The following is a 17,757-nucleotide window of genomic DNA, read 5'->3' on the forward strand; positions in this document are numbered from 1 at the left end:
AAGAGCTGTGGGGTGTCTTACTGGCTTATAATCTGGTGAGATATCAGATGATTAAAATGGCGGAACATCTGAAAGGTTACTGGCCGAATCAACTGAGTTTCTCAGAATCATGCGGAATGGTGATGAGAATGCTGATGACATTGCAGGGCGCATCACCGGGACGTATACCGGAGCTGATGCGCGATCTTGCAAGTATGGGACAACTTGTGAAATTACCGACAAGAAGGGAAAGGGCCTTCCCGAGAGTGGTAAAGGAGAGGCCCTGGAAATACCCCACAGCCCCGAAAAAGAGCCAGTCAGTTGCTTAACTGACTGGCATTACTCCAACCGGGGTGGTTTTTTGTTTTCCCTGCTTGATAACAATTCATCAACGAAATCCGCGAACAAGCAGTATTTGCTGACGGCTTGCTTTATACTTTCGCCCGTCGCACACCCCCCGCGAAACGCTCTCGCAGGGATCGTTGAACAAGGAGCTGTAAAATGAATGCCAAACATAATAAAAACCGATCGTTATATATTCCTTATGCCGGGCCGGTGCTGCTGGAATTTCCACTGCTGAATAAAGGCAGTGCCTTCAGCATGGAAGAGCGCAGTAATTTCAACCTGCTGGGCTTGTTACCGGAAGTAGTCGAAACGATTGAAGAACAGGCCGAACGCGCCTGGTTGCAGTACCAGAGCTTTAAAACAGATATTGATAAGCACATCTATTTGCGCAATATCCAGGATACCAACGAAACCCTCTTCTACCGTCTGGTGGAAAACCATCTCGACGAGATGATGCCGGTGATCTACACCCCGACTGTTGGCTGGGCCTGTGAACGCTTCTCTGACATCTACCGTCGCTCTCGTGGGGTATTTATCTCCTGGCAGAATCGCAGCAGTATGGACGACATTCTGCAAAACGTACCGAACCACAATATCAAAGTGATCGTGGTGACCGATGGCGAACGTATTCTCGGTCTTGGCGACCAGGGGATTGGCGGCATGGGGATCCCGATTGGCAAGCTGTCACTCTATACCTCCTGTGGCGGTATCAGCCCGGCTTACACCCTGCCCGTGGTACTGGATGTTGGTACCAACAACCAGCAATTAATTAATGATCCGCTCTATATGGGATCACGCCATCCACGTATTACCGGTGACGAATATTACGCTTTCGTCGATGAATTCATTCAGGCGGTGAAACAGCGCTGGCCGGATGTACTGCTGCAATTTGAAGACTTCGCGCAGAAAAACGCGATGCCGTTGCTGAATCGCTATCGTGATGAGATCTGCTGTTTTAACGATGATATTCAGGGGACGGCAGCCGTAACTGTCGGTACACTGATTGCCGCCAGCCGTGCGGCAGGTAGCCAGTTGAGCAACCAGAAGATCGTCTTCCTCGGTGCAGGTTCTGCCGGTTGCGGTATCGCTGAGCAGATCATTGCCCAGACGCAGCGCGAAGGCCTGAGCGAAGCGGCGGCCCGCCAGAAAGTCTATATGGTCGATCGTTTCGGTCTGCTGACGGACGAAATGCCAAATCTGCTGCCGTTCCAGAGCAAACTGGTGCAGAAACGCGAAAACCTGCAAAACTGGGATACCGGTGCACAGAATGAAGCACTGTCGCTGCTGGATGTCGTACGCAATGTGAAGCCGGACATCCTGATCGGGGTTTCTGGCCAAACGGGTCTGTTCACCGAAGAGATCATCCGCGAGATGTACAAGCATTGCCCGCGCCCGATCGTGATGCCGCTCTCCAACCCGACTTCCCGTGTGGAAGCCACACCGCAGGATATTATTAGCTGGACCGATGGTATGGCGCTGGTCGCCACCGGCAGTCCGTTCGCGCCGGTACAGTGGAAAGAGAAAATCTACCCGATTGCCCAGTGCAATAACGCCTATATTTTCCCGGGTATTGGCCTTGGGGTGATCTCCTCCGGCGCGTCACGCATCACCGATGAAATGCTGATGGCGGCCAGTGAAACGCTGGCGGAATTCTCGCCACTGCTGCTGAACGGGGAAGGTCTGGTGCTGCCGGAACTGAAAGATATCCAGTCCGTTTCCCGCGCCATCGCGTTTGCCGTTGGTAAAATGGCGCAGCAACAAGGCGTGGCGGCGAAAACCTCGCCTGAAGCGCTGAAGCAGTCGATCAACGACAACTTCTGGGAACCGAAGTACCGCAGCTATCGCCGTACCTCCATCTGATCCTTCCGCGCCCGGCGTCCTTATGCGCCGGGCTATTTCCCTCGCTGGTAAAAGATTCATTTCCCCGCTAAACTCCTTTTCACCCATAAATTTACTGAATATAAAAGGAGGCTAATTATGCTGTATTGTGAACTGTTCAATGTTTCACATACACTTGGCGATCGTGCCAGCTCAAGCGTTATCGGTATCGTGCTGCGATAACTTCGGCTTGAGCGAAGCTTAAAACCCCCTTCTCTCGGGCTTACCGGGTTATCGTCAGCGATGTTTGACGAGGCACTTTTGTGCCTGTAACTCTTGAGTAAGCAATGAGCACATTACTATCTGCACAATCTCTCCGTGTTGAAACGGCCTTTGGCCCGTTATTCTCCGATCTCTCTTTTACCCTGAGAAAAGGCGATCGCCTTGGACTTATTGGCGACAATGGCTGCGGCAAAAGCACCCTGCTGAAAGTGCTGGACGGCTCGCTGTCTCCGCTTTCCGGCAACGTTACGCTTGCGCACCACTGCCTGCTGGCGCGTGTGGAACAACATCTACCCGACGATTTGCTGGCGATGACGTTGCTCGATGCCGTGCTGGCGCAGTTGCCTGGCAGCGAGCGCGACAACCAGCGCTGGCGCGCGGAATCGCTGCTCGCCAGCATGGGGCTGAGTACAGCGGAAATCACCCTCACCGCCGCCACTCTCAGCGGCGGCCAGCATACCCGCTTGCTGCTGGCGCGGGCGCTGATCCGCGAACCGGATCTGTTGCTGCTTGATGAACCGGGTAACCATCTTGATCTGCCTACATTGCTGTGGCTGGAGCAGTTCCTGCTCGGCTGGAATGGAAGCTTTGTGATGGTTTCTCATGATGCCGCCTTGCTGGATGCTGTTACCAACGGTAGCTGGATCCTGCGCGACCACACGCTGCACCACTTTGCTTTACCGTGCAGCCAGGCGCGTCTGGCGCTGGAAGAGCGTGATGCCAGCGACGCGCTGCGGCACAAAGCGGAACAGAAGGAGATCGACCGCGTGACGGCAAGTTCTAAGCGGCTGGCTATCTGGGGACGGGTCTACGACAACGAAGATCTGGCGCGGAAGGCAAAACAGATGGCGCGGCAGGTTGAGCGCCTGAAAGAGAGCCAGACCACACTCACCGAAGGCAGCGTCTGGCGGCTTTCGCTGCATGGCGAAGCGCTACCTGCGGATCGACTACTGGAGATGGAACGGCTGGCCGTGCCGCCCGCAACGGGGTTGCCCGCCCTGTTCCATGTTCCACTTGCGCGGCTAAAAAGCGGCGATCGCGTGGCAGTGATGGGACGTAACGGCTGTGGGAAATCATCGCTGTTGCGGCTGATCTGGCGGGCTTTGCACGGCGAAGCGTCTGCATTACGGCTACATCCGCGTCTGCATACGGGATATTACGACCAGACGTTACATCAACTACCGGATGATGCCACGTTGTTTGACGCGCTGGAGCCGTTTGCCCCTATGCCCGCCGATCGCAAAATGGCGCTGATTAGCGCCGGTTTTGCCTGGGCGCGTCACGGGCAACGGGTGGCGACACTGAGCGGCGGCGAACGTTCGCGACTGCTGTTTGTCGGCCTGTCGTTGGCGCGTTTTAATCTGCTGTTACTGGATGAACCCACCAACCATCTTGATATAGCAGGCAAAGAGGCGCTGGCCGAAACACTACAACAATTCAGCGGCGGTTTTCTGCTGGTCAGTCATGATCGTCAGTTGATTAATGCCTGCTGCAATCGTTTCTGGCTGGTGGAAAACAGTGAGCTGAACGAATGGCATGATGCTGAAGCGGTTTATGATCGCTTACGGGAAAGCGTCGGGGTTTCTGCCACTCAGCCACCGCCGCTTGTTGCTGCGGCTGATGAAACGTATGACGACGATGCCCTTCTTCTGCGTCTTATCGAACTGGAGACGCGGTTAGAAGAGGATCAGGCGCGTAAAGAGAAACATCAGAAACCGCAGTTGCAGGCGCAGTGGCGTGAGGAGATCGACCGTATTCGCCTAATCCTTTAGCGTGGATAAGCGTCAGCGCCATCCGATGAAACTATGCATTGCCATTCTTTGCCGGATGGCTGCTACGCCTGAGCCAGCCCCGGAAACTGGCTCAAACTCGGGGGCATTTTTACGCAAACAGGCGCTCTTCGGTGCCTGTTTTTTTGTCTAACTCGAACTGCAAAGCGCTTTTGGCTGTTTATCAGACAGCCTGTATATTATTTTTTGTTGTGATTGCCTTCAAATTAAGGAAAGTATCATAGCAATGAGTTTTTTAAGAGAAGGATTTTCTTAATTTATAGAAATTCCCGGGTTTCTTTGTGACGTTTTTCTCTGCGCCCGAGCGTATGCTTTTTCCATTCTAACTATTCGCCTGCCTATCCCGTACCGCGTATTGCCTTGATGCGGCACGACAAAAAATAAAAAACGTACTCTACACATAGTGAGCGAGAATTTTATGGAAACGGCAACGAACAGTAGTGTCATTCATGTCAGCGCCCCGGTGCGCCGGGCTGGTATGACAGAGAGTGAGTGGCAGGAAGCGATTAAATTCGACAGCATCTTTTCGGCATGGTGGGATGTTTGATCCCCGCCTGGCTGGTCTACAAAGTTCCTGCACTGCACAAATATAAAGGGGCGTCGCTGTATCTGATTATCGTCACCGGTTTGCTGCTGTGCTTATCTCCGTTTCTGGCGTTTGCCTGATTTATCCTGAAGGTTGTTGTTATGTCTGAAATTGTAAAAAATCCGTTGTGGCAGCGTTTCATCCGCGCAGTACAGGAAGAGGTTAAACCAGCGTTGGGTTGTACGGAGCCGATTTCCCTGGCACTGGCGGCAGCGGTTGCGGCTTCGGAACTGAAGGGTTCGGTGGAGCGGATTGACGCCTGGGTCTCCCCCAATCTGATGAAAAACGGACTGGGGGTGACGGTGCCGGGAACCGGTATGGCTGGGCTACCGATCGCCGCAGCGCTGGGGGCTATGGGGGGAAACCCCGGTGCCGGGCTGGAGGTACTGAAAGATGCCTCTGCGCAGGCGATTGCCGATGCGAAAGCGATGCTGAAAGCCGGAAAGGTCACGGTGATGTTGCAGCAACCCTGCGACGATATCCTGTTTTCCCGCGCAAAGCTCTACAGCCAGGAGGGGTGGGCATGCGTAACAATCATAGGCGGGCATACTCACATTGTGCGTATCGAAACAGAGACTGGCGTGAAGTTTACTCAGGACGTGGGTGTAGGGACAGATGAGCAAGAATCGCCGTTGGCCGTATTATCTGAGACGTCCCTGCAAGAGATCCTCGAATTTGTGAATACCGTGCCGTTCGATGCTATTCGTTTCATTCTGGATGCGGCCCGACTTAACGGCGCACTGTCGCAGGAGGGGCTGCGGGGAACCTGGGGATTGCATATCGGCGCGACGCTGGAAAAGCAGTGTGCACGCGGTCTGCTGGCAAACGATCTCTCGACGGCGATCCTCATCCGTACCAGCGCGGCATCGGATGCACGCATGGGGGGCGCAACACTGCCCGCTATGAGCAATTCCGGTTCCGGTAATCAGGGAATCACCGCCACGGTACCTGTGATGGTAGTGGCGGAGCACTTTGGTGCCAGTGATGAGAAACTGGCGCGTGCGCTGATGCTTTCTCATCTGAGCGCCATCTATATCCACCATCAACTCCCGCGTTTGTCAGCGTTGTGTGCGGCAACAACCGCAGCGATGGGTGCGGCAGCCGGAATGGCCTGGCTAATGGACGAGGGGCAATACAGCACGATCTCAATGGCAATCAGCAGCATGATTGGCGATGTGAGCGGAATGATTTGTGATGGCGCATCGAACAGTTGTGCGATGAAAGTCTCGACAAGTGCGTCTGCGGCGTGGAAAGCGGTGCTGATGGCGCTGGACAATACGGCAGTCACGGGTAACGAAGGGATTGTTGCCCACAACGTGGAACACTCTATTGCGAATCTGTGCGCGCTGGCGTGTCATTCCATGCAGCAAACGGACAAACAGATCATTGGGATCATGACCCGTAAAGCACATTAATTTATCGGCCGGATACGACGTTTACACGGCTATCCGGCAAATTTTTATACGATTCGTCCTCCCCGTTCAGCCGAACTTTAAAGCGATAAAACAGAGCCTGATTCGTGGCCACCGGGTAATCGAATTACGCCATTAATAGGGGTCTGATGCTCAGTGGAACGAAAACTCACGTTAAGGGCTTTTGGGGAGGTGACTGTTAAAAAGGATCCACCCAGGATCCTTCTTAGGGGCTACTACCAGCTACCATAGGGATAGGTTTTTCCTTTGATAAATTCTGGTGTTTCACCGTAATAGACATAGCCATCAGGGTGTTCCGTAATCCCTTTACAGGCATCCAGCTTATCCCCGGACAGCGTGGTGATTTTTACCGGTTCAACCGGCAGGTTGTCGCCTCCCGCGCTGTTCTGAAGCCAGATACGAACTTTACCCTCTGGCGCCAGCCCAAACAGCAAGGTTTTATACCAGGCTGTGTTACCTCTTCTGTCCCTGCCGGTTGGTACTGACATTTTTTCCCGAAGGGCCGGTGAGAAGGTGATGCGCGTCTCGTAGGTCTTTTTATCGATGACCGAATCCCAGCAGAACAGCATCTGTGCCGGTGGATGCCGGATCTTGTTGAACTGGATCCCCCCGTCATCCGTTCTGCTGTTCCAGGTACCCACTACATCGGGATCACTCTGCGTACTGTCCAGCGTCCGGAAGGTGGAGACCACCTTTTCGTTGTCGATAATCAGCGCTTTCGTCACCACAGCCGGTAATGCCTGAGGGGTAAAAAATGCAAAACCAACCTTCCCGTAAGGCATTTCTCCGGTGTCTTCCGGCGTCTGCGCTTCGCCTGCACGGCAGCCGCTGACCATGACCAGCATCAGCAGGGGAAAAAAGGCTTTCAGCTTCATACCTTTTTCCCGTCCATACTGTAGACAGAGCGTTTCCACTGCTCATCCGGCCGGTTGATAAAGCCAATCAGCTCTGAGGGCGATGCGCCCCCGTGAATGAAGCCATCCGTATTGACCACGATGGCATTCCAGTTGGCCGAACAGTGAATATACTTCTCCGCAATCACGTCCAGCTCATCCTGACTGAATGCCGGTGGCATCTGGCCGCTACGGGCAGCTTTCCCCATCATCAGCGCCTTATCACACAGGGAGGACAGTTCATCAGAAAGCGCCATATTCGGGTTAGCCGGGTCGACGGGGTCAAACACCACCCCGGCTTCCTGTGCAGCCTCAAGCATCACCCTCAACATCACGCGGGACCAGTCATTTCTGACGGTCCTCTCCCGCAGGGTCAGCGCCGCAAAGCTGCGTTTCTGCATCTGGCCGTACCGGTCCGGAGAAAGCCTGTCGTCATGCCAGGTTTCTGCCGAAATGTCGTTTGTCCGTAACAGGGGGGCCAGGCAGGGCGATTTATCCAGCGTCTGCAGCTGCGCCACGGCCTGCCGGTAGGTCTGCGTCTTTTCACCGGGCAGACTGTAAGGGACCGTCTCCGTTGCAGGCCGCGTCAGAAAAAGATGTTCTTTAGTGACCGGCAGGTATCCGCCGCCGATATCGGAATGTGCGCCAGGCAGCGCCAGTTCCGGCCAGGCCGGTTTTACGCTGTTCAGCGCAAAGTTGAACCGACACTCGTTCGCCGCGGTGATATGAAACACCTTTTCTGCCACGCCGGGGCGCAGGGTGAGCTTCACGTCCCCGGTATCCGCACTGTGCGGATTCAGACCGTTAACCGGCGTACCTATGGCAGCAACGGTATCGAAAATACCGATGAAACGGGTTTTACCGGAAGGGGAACCATTAAATGCAGTACCCGTCACGCCCTGCCGGATGGCGCTGATAATGGCCGGGTCTTCTGACTGGATCCGGTTGGCAAAATGCCGGGCAGCAGCAGCGCCCCGACTGAAGCCAAAAATATCGAACTGCAGTGACCTGATGATGAACGTGCCGTCAGTCTGTTTATTACTGACCGCGTCCAGCGCAGCCTGGATACTGTCAGCCAGCATGGAAACCGCTTTATCCGTTTTGGCAACGACACCGGTATCAGAGATACCAAATCCCTGCCCCAGCTTGCTGTCAGGTTTTCCCGCGTCAGTACCAATACCGTCAATATAGACAGCCCGCTGTACATTGGGGTTGTCTTCATTAAAGCGACGGCTGTAGAGCGTACTCAGCCAGTGGATATTGGTGTAGTACCCGGTATAGCTGATTGCACCGCTGCCCGATACACCAAAATCGTCACGGGCGCATTTTGCCAGAATGGACTCGGCTTCCGGGTCATTCAGGTTGTAATGACCGGCGGTATATGCCTTCAGCATATTCTGCGTGTTAACGGCATTGTTGCCGGTACCGTCGAAGAACACCCCTATCGTCAGCGTTATTTCCCGTTTCTTTTTCTTCGCCGCCTGCGCATGTTGTTCCGGCTCCGGAGAGACTACCGGGGCCATCCTGGTTTTTGCCTCTGAAAGCTGTGGGATCGTACCCGGGGCAATCAGAAAATTGGTCCCCTGCGGGCACCCGCAACGTATCTCCGCGCCGTCCACCGCAACAGCGGCACTGTTTGAGCACCGGTGATCGCCGTCCACAATGACCCCCACTTCTCCACACTTCGGGCAGGGGGTAGTCTTGTCATCGATATAGAGTTTCAGCAACCCCATGACCGACATGCCGGGACGGGCCGCGATACATTGTGCTCCCGAAGAGGTTTTATCTCCGTGTAATCCGACATTCTTGCCGTGAACGCTACACCCTCTCATGATGGACATAATTCAGCCCTCTGCTGGTAAAAAATCAACATCCATCGGCAAACCTTTCAGCTCATTCAACGTACATCCCGCCTGTGGGGTGCTGATAATCACATCACCGTTGCTCAGCCTGCTGCCAACCTGCGCGATACTCTGTCCACTTTTCTGAAATTTCGACCCGCTGCCGGTAACAATACGGGCAGTGGTTCCGTCAGGGTAAACCACCTCATCCCCGACCAGCACAATATTAACCTTCTGCCCGCCATCAGGCTCGATTTCAGCGCCATTCCACACAGCCCGAACCACACCGCCGCGCTGGGTCAGCGCCCCGTCAACCGCGATCCGGTAGATCGCCACCACCGGATGTTCACGCATGAAAGCCTCCTGCTCTTCGACAGTCTGACGGGCACCGTCAGACATCCCGGCCTTTTTCTCCGCCGGGAAGGGCGGACGTGCCAGTGAGACGGCTAATTCCGGAGTCAGTTCGTTGGTATATTGCTGTTCCATATCAAATCCATTTTATTCCTGTGGGTTAAATGTCTATAGTAACCAGATGAGCCACTTAACCAAAATTTAATGCCGCCATCAGCCTGGCGAAGCTGTCTTCTCATCCTCAAGTATTTTGTAAACCGTGGAACGGGCAATGCCGAGCTGCCGGGCGATATCCGTTGCGCCAGTTCCTTTGCCGTGGAGTGCCAGCACACTGTTTCTGTCGATGGTGCGTCTGCGGCCAAAAAGCGGATGCCTTTCAGCTTTGCTTCCTGTCTGCCTTCATTCGTACGTTCCAGTATCCTGCGCCGCTCAGCCTGGGCTACAGCTGACAGGATGGTCACCACCATCTGGCCCATTTCACCATCGGTACTGATCCCATCATCAATAAACCGGACGGCCACACCCTGGGCGTCAAACTCTTTTATCAGCTGGATCATATCGGCGGTGTCGCGACCAAGGCGGTCAAGTTTCTTCACCAGAATGGCATCGCCTTCTTCCACCTTCATGCGCAGCAGATCAAGCCCGGGCCGATCAACCGAACTGCCGGATGCCTTATCGGTAAAGATACGGTTCGCTTTCACGCCTGCATCTTTGAGTGCCCGGATCTGAAGAGCTGCGGCTCAAAGGTGCCGTTACGATCGCGCGGAGTTGCCAGTTCGAAGCTACCGGTCGGCGCTTTGATGGTCTTCTTACCGGAACCATTTTTACACACCCTGTTCAATTTCAAAGAAAAACCCATTTAATCCCTTCCCCGCTGGTGAAATCCAGTTCCGTAATTTTCTTATTTGCCGATTGCTTTTAAATTATGGATTGCGTGTCAGTGAATTACTGCTTTTGGAGTGTCATTCGATTAAACCCAATTTCCGAGGGATCAGTTCAGCCTGATTGTGACCACAGTAGATGAAGACGTACCAGATCCGCGAAAAAGATTGCCTTCATTAAAGAATGTCTATGCAAACCGGGTGCTGGCATTAGATAAACTGGACTATCATTTTCCAAATCTATATATCCATAAAATACGCCATCGCGCCTCACATATTTTTCTGTTCACTTCCCCCAGAAGCAACATCCGCCACTGTCACCAGGGATGAATTATGGCTACTTGGCGGCGTTGGGTGTTCGATTATTCAGGAAGCCGCTGCTATGCCCACTTTCGTCAGGATAAAATCAGCAACCAATTAATCAAATATATTTGCTTCCGTTATGCATCTGCCAAGTGTCCAGCTCAGGTTCCTGGTGTACTCCATGTGTGGTCTTTGGCAACTAACCATTGTCGACCATGTTCTGGATCCGCTCGAAAATAATATGATCAGTAAAGGCTTGGCGCTGAAACAGCATGACAAGCTGGCTGATACCACTACCGATGGATTTGATCAACAATCGATACCGCCCTATATGATTTTTACATAAATAGGATATTTCCATCATGATCAACAATCGATACCGCCATATATAATTTTCACATAAATAGGATGTTTCCATTATTTTTTTTGCTGCGCACTCGACGGTAATAGTATATATATATAAATATCTTAAACTAACAGAAGAGGTGCAGATAGAATCCTTATGCAAGACAGCAGAATTTTGATAACTTATTTCCTTAACTTTCATGCGCTATAACTGCATATCATCCAAAAATTTAGATTGGATTTGATGTTAATTGTAATGTTTTTGTATGATTTGTTTTGGTTTGTATAAGCGTTTACCCCCTAAAAATAAATATTAAACATCAGAGTCTGAAGAAATGAATGAACCCTTATGGATATTTAAGAATTTTACACATCAACGCACGCGAATATTCATCACCGTTGCTTTTTTCTCATCAGTAATAAATATTCTGATGCTTACGCCTTCCATCTATATGTTGCAGGTTTACGATCGAGCATTGCCCTCCGGGAATACGGCAACCCTGTTTATGCTGACGCTACTGGTGGTATTTATGTTTGCCATTATGGCACTCATGGATTATGTCCGGGGTATCGTCATTATCAGGTTAGGTAATCAGTTTGATAACGCTCTTTCACCAGCACTCTTTACAGCTGCCTGTGAAAGAAATCTGGTTAAGCGCAGCCCGAACGCTGGTCAGGCCATTAGCGATCTGACCACCTTACGCCAGTTTATTACCGGCCCGGCGTTGTTTGCGATTTTCGATTCAGTCTGGTTTCCCGTCTATATTGCCGTCATTTTTCTGTTTAACACCTGGCTTGGCCTGTTTTCTCTTGCAGGGGCTTTTATTCTGTTGGGGCTCGCGTGTATTAACGAAAAAATGACCCGTACGCTGTTAAACGAAGCGGGTAGTCATGCGCTTTTTTCCAACCATCAGGCGAACAGCACCCTACAAAATGCCGAGATCCTGCTGGCGCTGGGGATGACGGACAACGTTAAGGCCCGCTGGTGGCGGGCGCATCAACAGTTCCTGTATTGCCAGGGCGCAGCGAGCGAACGGGCTGCGCTGATGTCTGCCATCACCAAAACGGTGCGTATGGCCCTGCAGTCCCTGATGCTCGGGCTGGGCTGCTGGCTGGCGATACTGGGTGACATTTCACCGGGCATGATGATTGCAGGCTCCATTTTACTGGGAAGAGCACTGGCACCGGTTGAACAACTCATCGGCGTGGCACGGGGATACCGGTCTGCCCGACAGGCCTGGGAACGCGTGTCTTGTCTGACCCGCGACTATCCTCCGGTGCAGGAGAGTGTTTGTCTGCCTGCGGCCCAGGGCGTACTTACAGTGGAGAACCTGACCGTCTGCGCACCGGGAAACACGCAGCAACCCATTCTGCACACCATCAATCTGCAGGTAAAACCTGGAGAAGTGCTGGGTATTGTGGGGGCCAGTGCATCGGGAAAATCCTGCCTTGCCAGAGTGTTATGCGGCGTCTGGCCTGCTGGCGACGGCGATGTCAGGCTGGATGGCGCTGACATTTACCACTGGCAGAAACAACACGCCGGACCGGGGATCGGCTATCTGCCGCAGGACGTGTCGCTGTTCACCGGCACCATCGCCGATAATATTGCGCGCTTTGGCGAGATCGATTCGTCACAGCTCATCGCTACCGCAAAACTGGCAGGTGTACACGAGATGATTTTGCGCATGCCCGACGGGTACAACACCCTGATTGGCGAACAGGGTACGACCATTTCGGGCGGACAAAAGCAGCGCATTGGCCTGGCGCGGGCGCTCTATGGCAATCCCGCGCTGGTGATACTGGATGAGCCTAACGCCAGCCTTGATGAACAGGGTGAACTGGCCTTGCAGCAGGTCATCCGCCAGCTCAGTCAGCAGAAAAAAACGGTGGTAATCATTTCGCATCGACCGGGGATCCTTCCCCTCACCAGCCACCTTCTGGTTCTGGAAGGCGGAAAACAAAAGCTTTACGGCCCGACATCACAGATCTTACAGCACGCAGCCCGACCGGCGAATCAGCCGAAAACCGCACCTGCAGGACAAGGAAAAGCCCATGCATAATCGCGAGACGCTATTGACGCCAGCCGTTAACGTTAACCCGTTTGCCCGCCTTGGCTGGATGGTATTACTGGGCGGTCTGGGCACTTTCCTGCTCTGGGCTGCCCTGGCACCGCTGGATAAAGGTGTGGTGGCTTCCGGGACGGTGATGGTCGACGGATACCGTAAGGCCATTCAGGCCCCTACTGGCGGCGTGGTGAAGGATATCGCCGTCAGAGAGGGCCAGGCGGTACACAAGGGCGATCTTCTGGTGCTGCTCAGCCAGCGATCGACGCTCGCGCAACTGAGCGCCGCCCGCCTGCATTACCTGACTGCCCTTATCGCGCAAAGCCGCCTTCAGTCAGAACTGGCTGGTGTCAGCGAGCTTCAATTACCGCCTGAAGCGCAAGAAGATGCGCTTCAGGCGGTCATCCAACCCATTATTGTTCAGCAAAACCAGCTGATGCAGGCAAGGAAGGAGGCGCTGGAAAGCGCGCAGAAAAACGATGCGCAGGCCATCGACGGGCTGGAGCGCCAGCGTGAAGCGCTTGTCCGCACTGCCGAGACCAAAGCGAGCGGGCTCGCGCTGCTCAATCGCCAACTGAAGGACCTGAAGTCGCTGATGACCGAGGGCTATTTTCCGCGTAACCGCTATCTTGACATTCAAGTGCAATCTGCATCACTGGCGAGCGATCTGGGCGAAACCCGCAGCCGAATAGTGGAATCAGGCAATCAGATCGCACAGCTTCAACGCAGCATGCAGCAGCGCCTGGCCGATAACCGGAAAGATATTGAAACCCAGCTTGACCAGCTCCGCCTGCAAATCAGCGAAAGTAAAAAACAGCTGACGCTGTCGGATGTTGATCTCTCGCTGACCCGGGTCGTCGCCCCGCAGGATGGGGTTGTCATGAACCTCGCGCTTGCCAACGAAAGCGCCGTTGTGAGCGCCGGGGAACAGCTGATGGAGCTGGTGCCGCAAACCTCTTCTCTGATTGTCGACTCACAGCTCGATGTCTCGCTCATCGATAAAGTCCACAAGGGTATGCCCGTCACCCTGATGTTTACTGCCTTTAATCAGCAGAAAACACCCAAAATTCCGGCCCAGGTGTCACTGGTATCAGCGGATCGTCAGACCGACCCCGCCACACAAAAACCTTATTACAAAATTCAGATTACTGTTTCACCAGAAGGCATGAAAACACTGGAAAAAGAAGAGGTTAAACCCGGCATGTCCGTGGAAGTGTTTATCAAAGCCGGGGAGCGCACGCTGTTGAGCTATCTGATGAAACCGATCATGGATCGTGCGACGCAGTCTTTTATAGAGGAATAACGATGTTTACTGACAATTTAAAACGCGTTTTATGTCTTATCGCGCTGCTTACGCCGTTGTCAACAGGTGCGCTAACCCTTTCAGAGGGCTGGTTTATGGCGCTGGACAACGACCCCCAGTACCTGGCTGCGGTAAAGGATCAGCTTGCCGGGGAAGAGTACATCCCCATAGGCCGGGCCGGTTTGCTGCCAAAACTGAGCGTCAGCTACCAGCGCACGCCGCGTAACTGGCAACGACAGCAGTCTCAGCAATCAAATTTTTTGGGCAAGCGCACCGAGGTGGTTCAACACCAACAATACGACAGCTATTCCGGATCGCTGACCGTGGTTCAGCCGTTGTTTGATTACGAAGCTTATGCCAACTATCGCATCGGCATCATCAAAAAAATGCAGTCTGATGAAAACTACCGAAGCGGTCTGGTTGATCTGCAAAACCGCTACATCACGGCCTGGCTGGACGTCGCCGAGGCGTCCCAGCGGTTACAGCTTGCGGCTTTGCATCGTCAGGGACTTGAAGAGCAGCAAAAGCAGACACAGCGCCAGTTTGAGTCCGGTGAGGGTTCGATAACAGATGTCACCGAGACCCGGTCAGCGTTCAGTCTGGCGGTTGCAGATGAGGTTGAAGCACGCGATGCGTTGGAGACAGCCACCGTTGCGCTTTCAGCGATCGTTGGCATTAGTCTGCCTGAAAACGCCGCGCTGCCGACCCTCAGTGAAAAGCCATTGACGCTGCCGCTGGCATCCACCCGCTATCAGTACTGGGAGCAAAAGGCAGCTCAGCATAATCCCGAAATCCTCTCTGCCGGGCAGAGTGTAGAGGAAAAACGTTATGAGATTGAGCGGAGCCGCGCTGGTGCCCTGCCCCGGGTTCAGCTTTACGCGTCGCATTCGGAGAATGACTCTAGCAACGACAGCACCATTAATCAAAAATACCGTACCAACAGCGTTGGCCTGCGCGTCAGCATGGATCTGTTTTCCGGCGGAGGCGTGTCAGCGTCTGTCCGGCAGGCTGCTGCCCGCTATGAGCAGGCCAAATACCTTCACGACGCGCAGAGCCTGAAAACCTACAGTGAAATCAAAAAATCCTTGAATAAATGCCTGCATGCGCCAGAACGCATTGCAGCCTATACCTCGGCGGTGGAGGCCGCGAGGAGACAGATTGAAGCCACTAAAAAAAGTATTCAGGCGGGCCAGCGCATGAATATCGATTTACTTAACGCCGAACACGCTTTCTATAAAACCAAAGTTGAGCTTACTGCTGAAAAACATGCTGTCATTAAAGCATGGGTCAGTTTGCTCGCGCAGTCGGGTGAAATAAACAATGACAACATATTGTTACTGGACACCTATTTCGCTCAATAATTGTTAAATAAAACAGAGGGACAAACCATGCCTGTATTTGATTACAAGGGTGAGAAAAACACGCAGCTTATTAAGGATGCGCTGACCATAGAAAGTCTTAATTTTGGTGCGGCGGGGGATCCTAATTATACCTACCGCGAGGAGAACGGCTGGAAAGTATTAGACGGTAAAACGCTCAACTACGGGGGCTGCTCTAACCCCTATGGTGCGTTTTATGGCGAAAACCTTCTGCAAGCCAGCGCCGAATGCACCGTGATGGGCAAATATGATGCCAACGGTAAGCTCGTCGGCATCGGTATCAGTTTCTGGGGGACGGGCACCTATGCCAGCTCTCCGCTGCATGAGCCTAACTCTCTTCTGGATGGCCTAAGCGATATCTTATCGGCGGTGATCGATGGCTATGCGGATAACTATGTGCTCAACGCCTATAAAAACCTCATGAGTTCAGTGGCCGAATTTGCGAAGGCGAATGGACTGACGGGTAAAGACGTGATCATTACCGGGCATAGCCTTGGTGGACTGGCGGTTAACAGCATGGCGACCCTTTCCGCACAGGGTGAATGGGATAATTTTTATGAGGATTCGAGCTATGTCGCTTTCGCTTCTCCTACTCAAAACCTTGTCGATGATAAAGTTCTGAATATCGGTTATGAAAACGACCCGGTGTTTCGCGTTTTAACAGGCCACAGTTTGTCGCTGGACAGTGCATTTAATCATGATACCCCGCTTGAGACCTGTACTAATAACATCGTTTCATTCAACGATTATTATGCAGGCCTGACCAATGAGTGTCGGTTCTTCTCTATAGCGAATCCGGCAGCATGGGCTGGGCACTCCGGCCAGGGGTATACCGACGGTGTTTTGCGCATTATGAATTCAGAAATCTATGATTTCACTCATCAGAATTCAAATATTATCGTATCCAATCTTTCTGAGGAATACCGTTCGACGACATGGGTGTCAGATCTGAATAAATCGACCACACATGTTGGGTCAACCTTTATAGTTGGCACCGAAACGAACGATTTATTGCAAGGCGGTAAAGGAAATGACTATCTTTGCGGTGGTGGTGGTGATGATAGTTTTAAAGATCACAGTGGATATAACGTCATTTATGGTGGTGCGGGCACTAATACCTACGTGACGGAATGTAATATCGCCGATTTTACCTTCAGCCACGACGCAGAGGGGACGCTGTACTTTAAGTATTCTACCGGGGATATTACCCGAGCAGAAGATATCCAGTATGTTAATGCTGGATATACCTTATTCAATCTGCTTGGTATTCACGTCGATAAGAATGCGACATGGGAGGTCACGAATTACGGGTTAGAATGTAACAGCCGCTCCATCGCCTATGCCAACAGCTATTATGCAGACACGCAGAACAGTTTCACCATTTCTACCATCAGCAATGATAGCTGGTTCTATTCAGGAGCCAATGACAGCAATATCAGCGTAAACGGTAACAACGTGGTTTCGGGCTATGCAGACGACGCGGTTCACCTGAACGGCAGCAACAATACGCTTCTTTTCTATGGTGATTTCGGCCACGACACTATCTACAATCTCTCAGTCACCGACAGCCTGGTCTTCATGGCTAACGAGAGTATTGCCGATAATGACAGCTATCTTAACCACCTTTCGTTTGAAGGCGATAACGCCCTGCTAACGTATGGTAATAGCACTGTCACGCTGGTGGGCGTTAATAGCGATATGCTTTCACAGATGCATATTGCTGTGGCATAAGCCTTATCCCCACAGGATATCCTGTGGGGATAACTTCTAATATCTCCAGAATATATGTAGCGTTGAATTAAAGGTCAGATATAAAATTCGAATTTATAATACGCTCACAACAACAACCGCAGAGCCGCTGAATGTGCCAGCTTTGACTGTACTTCCTGTTGGCGAAAGCGTGGATTCAATCTGTACATCTGCCGCTCCATTAATGGTCATTGGTGGCGGGAATTTCGATCCATTGATGGTAATAGTGGATTGTATGCCATTCCAGAAGTTGACGGTATTATCAGTCACTCCGGATACAGTTATCACCACGTTAGCCGGTGTCGGGCAAGTTATCGTCGCGGTAAGACTGGCTACATTCCCGGCTATTGCTGCACTGTCAACCAGACCGTGGTCGAGAACTGTAGGGCCCGTTATATCACACCCGGTGGTGAAGG

12 protein-coding genes and 6 pseudogenes are annotated in these 17,757 nt (G+C 52.6%); 12 read left to right on the top strand and 6 right to left on the bottom strand.

Translation table 11 applies throughout. The annotated features are described in order from the left end of the window. From GA0061070_RS22790 to GA0061070_RS22810, 6 genes and pseudogenes are all read left to right on the top strand, one after another. Window positions 1-308 (top strand): annotated as a pseudogene (locus tag GA0061070_RS22790) (IS4 family transposase); the annotation flags it as partial. 172 nt (window positions 309-480) lie between these two features. Continuing rightward, a complete protein-coding gene (locus GA0061070_RS22795; RefSeq protein WP_090138655.1) occupies window positions 481-2,184 on the top strand; it encodes an NAD-dependent malic enzyme in 1,704 nt (567 codons plus the stop codon). 305 nt (window positions 2,185-2,489) lie between these two features. Continuing rightward, on the top strand, window positions 2,490-4,196 hold the full coding sequence (locus GA0061070_RS22800; protein WP_090138657.1) for an ABC-F family ATP-binding cassette domain-containing protein: 1,707 nt from the start codon (window positions 2,490-2,492) through the stop codon (window positions 4,194-4,196). Window positions 4,197-4,632: 436 nt separating this feature from the next. Next, window positions 4,633-4,761, top strand: a complete 129-nt coding sequence (locus GA0061070_RS25835; protein ID WP_279616107.1) for a hypothetical protein — start codon at window positions 4,633-4,635, stop codon at window positions 4,759-4,761. Then, window positions 4,737-4,880, top strand: a pseudogene (locus tag GA0061070_RS25705) (hypothetical protein); the annotation flags it as partial. The gene GA0061070_RS25835 and the pseudogene GA0061070_RS25705, both read left to right, overlap by 25 nt. A gap of 21 nt (window positions 4,881-4,901) precedes the next feature. Continuing rightward, window positions 4,902-6,215: an L-cysteine desulfidase family protein gene (locus tag GA0061070_RS22810; RefSeq protein ID WP_090138661.1), complete on the top strand. Its 1,314-nt coding sequence runs from the start codon at window positions 4,902-4,904 to the stop codon at window positions 6,213-6,215. Window positions 6,216-6,448: 233 nt separating this feature from the next. Here the strand turns inward: GA0061070_RS22810 and GA0061070_RS22815 are convergent, their stop codons facing one another. The 5 genes and pseudogenes from GA0061070_RS22815 to GA0061070_RS24960 form a co-directional block, all read right to left on the bottom strand. Continuing rightward, window positions 6,449-7,108: a DUF2931 family protein gene (locus tag GA0061070_RS22815; RefSeq protein WP_090138663.1), complete on the bottom strand. Its 660-nt coding sequence runs from the start codon at window positions 7,106-7,108 to the stop codon at window positions 6,449-6,451. Next, the gene (locus GA0061070_RS22820; protein WP_208598200.1) at window positions 7,105-8,967 is read right to left on the bottom strand and encodes a phospholipase effector Tle1 domain-containing protein; all 1,863 of its coding nucleotides are present in this window, start codon (window positions 8,965-8,967) and stop codon (window positions 7,105-7,107) included. The genes GA0061070_RS22815 and GA0061070_RS22820 overlap by 4 nt, the downstream gene beginning before the upstream one ends. Window positions 8,968-8,970: 3 nt before the next feature. After that, a complete protein-coding gene (locus tag GA0061070_RS22825; protein WP_090138667.1) occupies window positions 8,971-9,453 on the bottom strand; it encodes a PAAR domain-containing protein in 483 nt (160 codons plus the stop codon). Window positions 9,454-9,531: 78 nt separating this feature from the next. Then, window positions 9,532-10,043: pseudogene (locus tag GA0061070_RS22830) on the bottom strand (recombinase family protein). Continuing rightward, window positions 10,025-10,144 (bottom strand): annotated as a pseudogene (locus GA0061070_RS24960) (transposase); the annotation flags it as partial. The pseudogenes GA0061070_RS24960 and GA0061070_RS22830, both read right to left, overlap by 19 nt. Window positions 10,145-10,146: 2 nt before the next feature. Between GA0061070_RS24960 and GA0061070_RS22835 the strand changes: the two are divergent. The 6 genes and pseudogenes from GA0061070_RS22835 to GA0061070_RS22860 all read left to right on the top strand — a co-directional run. Next, a pseudogene (locus GA0061070_RS22835) lies at window positions 10,147-10,603 on the top strand (hypothetical protein); the annotation flags it as partial. Next, window positions 10,545-10,712, top strand: a pseudogene (locus GA0061070_RS26085) (site-specific integrase); the annotation flags it as partial. The pseudogenes GA0061070_RS22835 and GA0061070_RS26085, both read left to right, overlap by 59 nt. Window positions 10,713-11,182: 470 nt before the next feature. Beyond that, entirely contained in the window at window positions 11,183-12,907 is a 1,725-nt protein-coding gene (locus GA0061070_RS22845; RefSeq protein WP_090138671.1) for a type I secretion system permease/ATPase, read from the top strand. Continuing rightward, window positions 12,900-14,213 (top strand): HlyD family type I secretion periplasmic adaptor subunit, encoded by a 1,314-nt coding sequence (locus GA0061070_RS22850; RefSeq protein WP_090138673.1) that lies wholly within the window; start codon window positions 12,900-12,902, stop codon window positions 14,211-14,213. The genes GA0061070_RS22845 and GA0061070_RS22850 overlap by 8 nt, the downstream gene beginning before the upstream one ends. Before the next feature lie 2 nt (window positions 14,214-14,215). Further along, window positions 14,216-15,574, top strand: coding sequence for a TolC family outer membrane protein (locus tag GA0061070_RS22855; RefSeq protein ID WP_090138675.1), 1,359 nt, complete (start codon window positions 14,216-14,218; stop codon window positions 15,572-15,574). 27 nt (window positions 15,575-15,601) lie between these two features. Continuing rightward, window positions 15,602-17,323, top strand: coding sequence for a polyurethane esterase (locus GA0061070_RS22860; RefSeq protein WP_090138677.1), 1,722 nt, complete (start codon window positions 15,602-15,604; stop codon window positions 17,321-17,323). Window positions 17,324-17,416: 93 nt separating this feature from the next. Here GA0061070_RS22860 and GA0061070_RS22865 read toward each other — a convergent pair. Beyond that, a partial coding sequence (locus GA0061070_RS22865) for an MrpH family fimbial adhesin (protein WP_279616108.1) occupies window positions 17,417-17,757 on the bottom strand: 341 nt, incomplete at its 5' end.

Source organism: Kosakonia oryziphila (assembly GCF_900094795.1).
Taxonomy (GTDB): domain Bacteria; phylum Pseudomonadota; class Gammaproteobacteria; order Enterobacterales; family Enterobacteriaceae; genus Kosakonia; species Kosakonia oryziphila.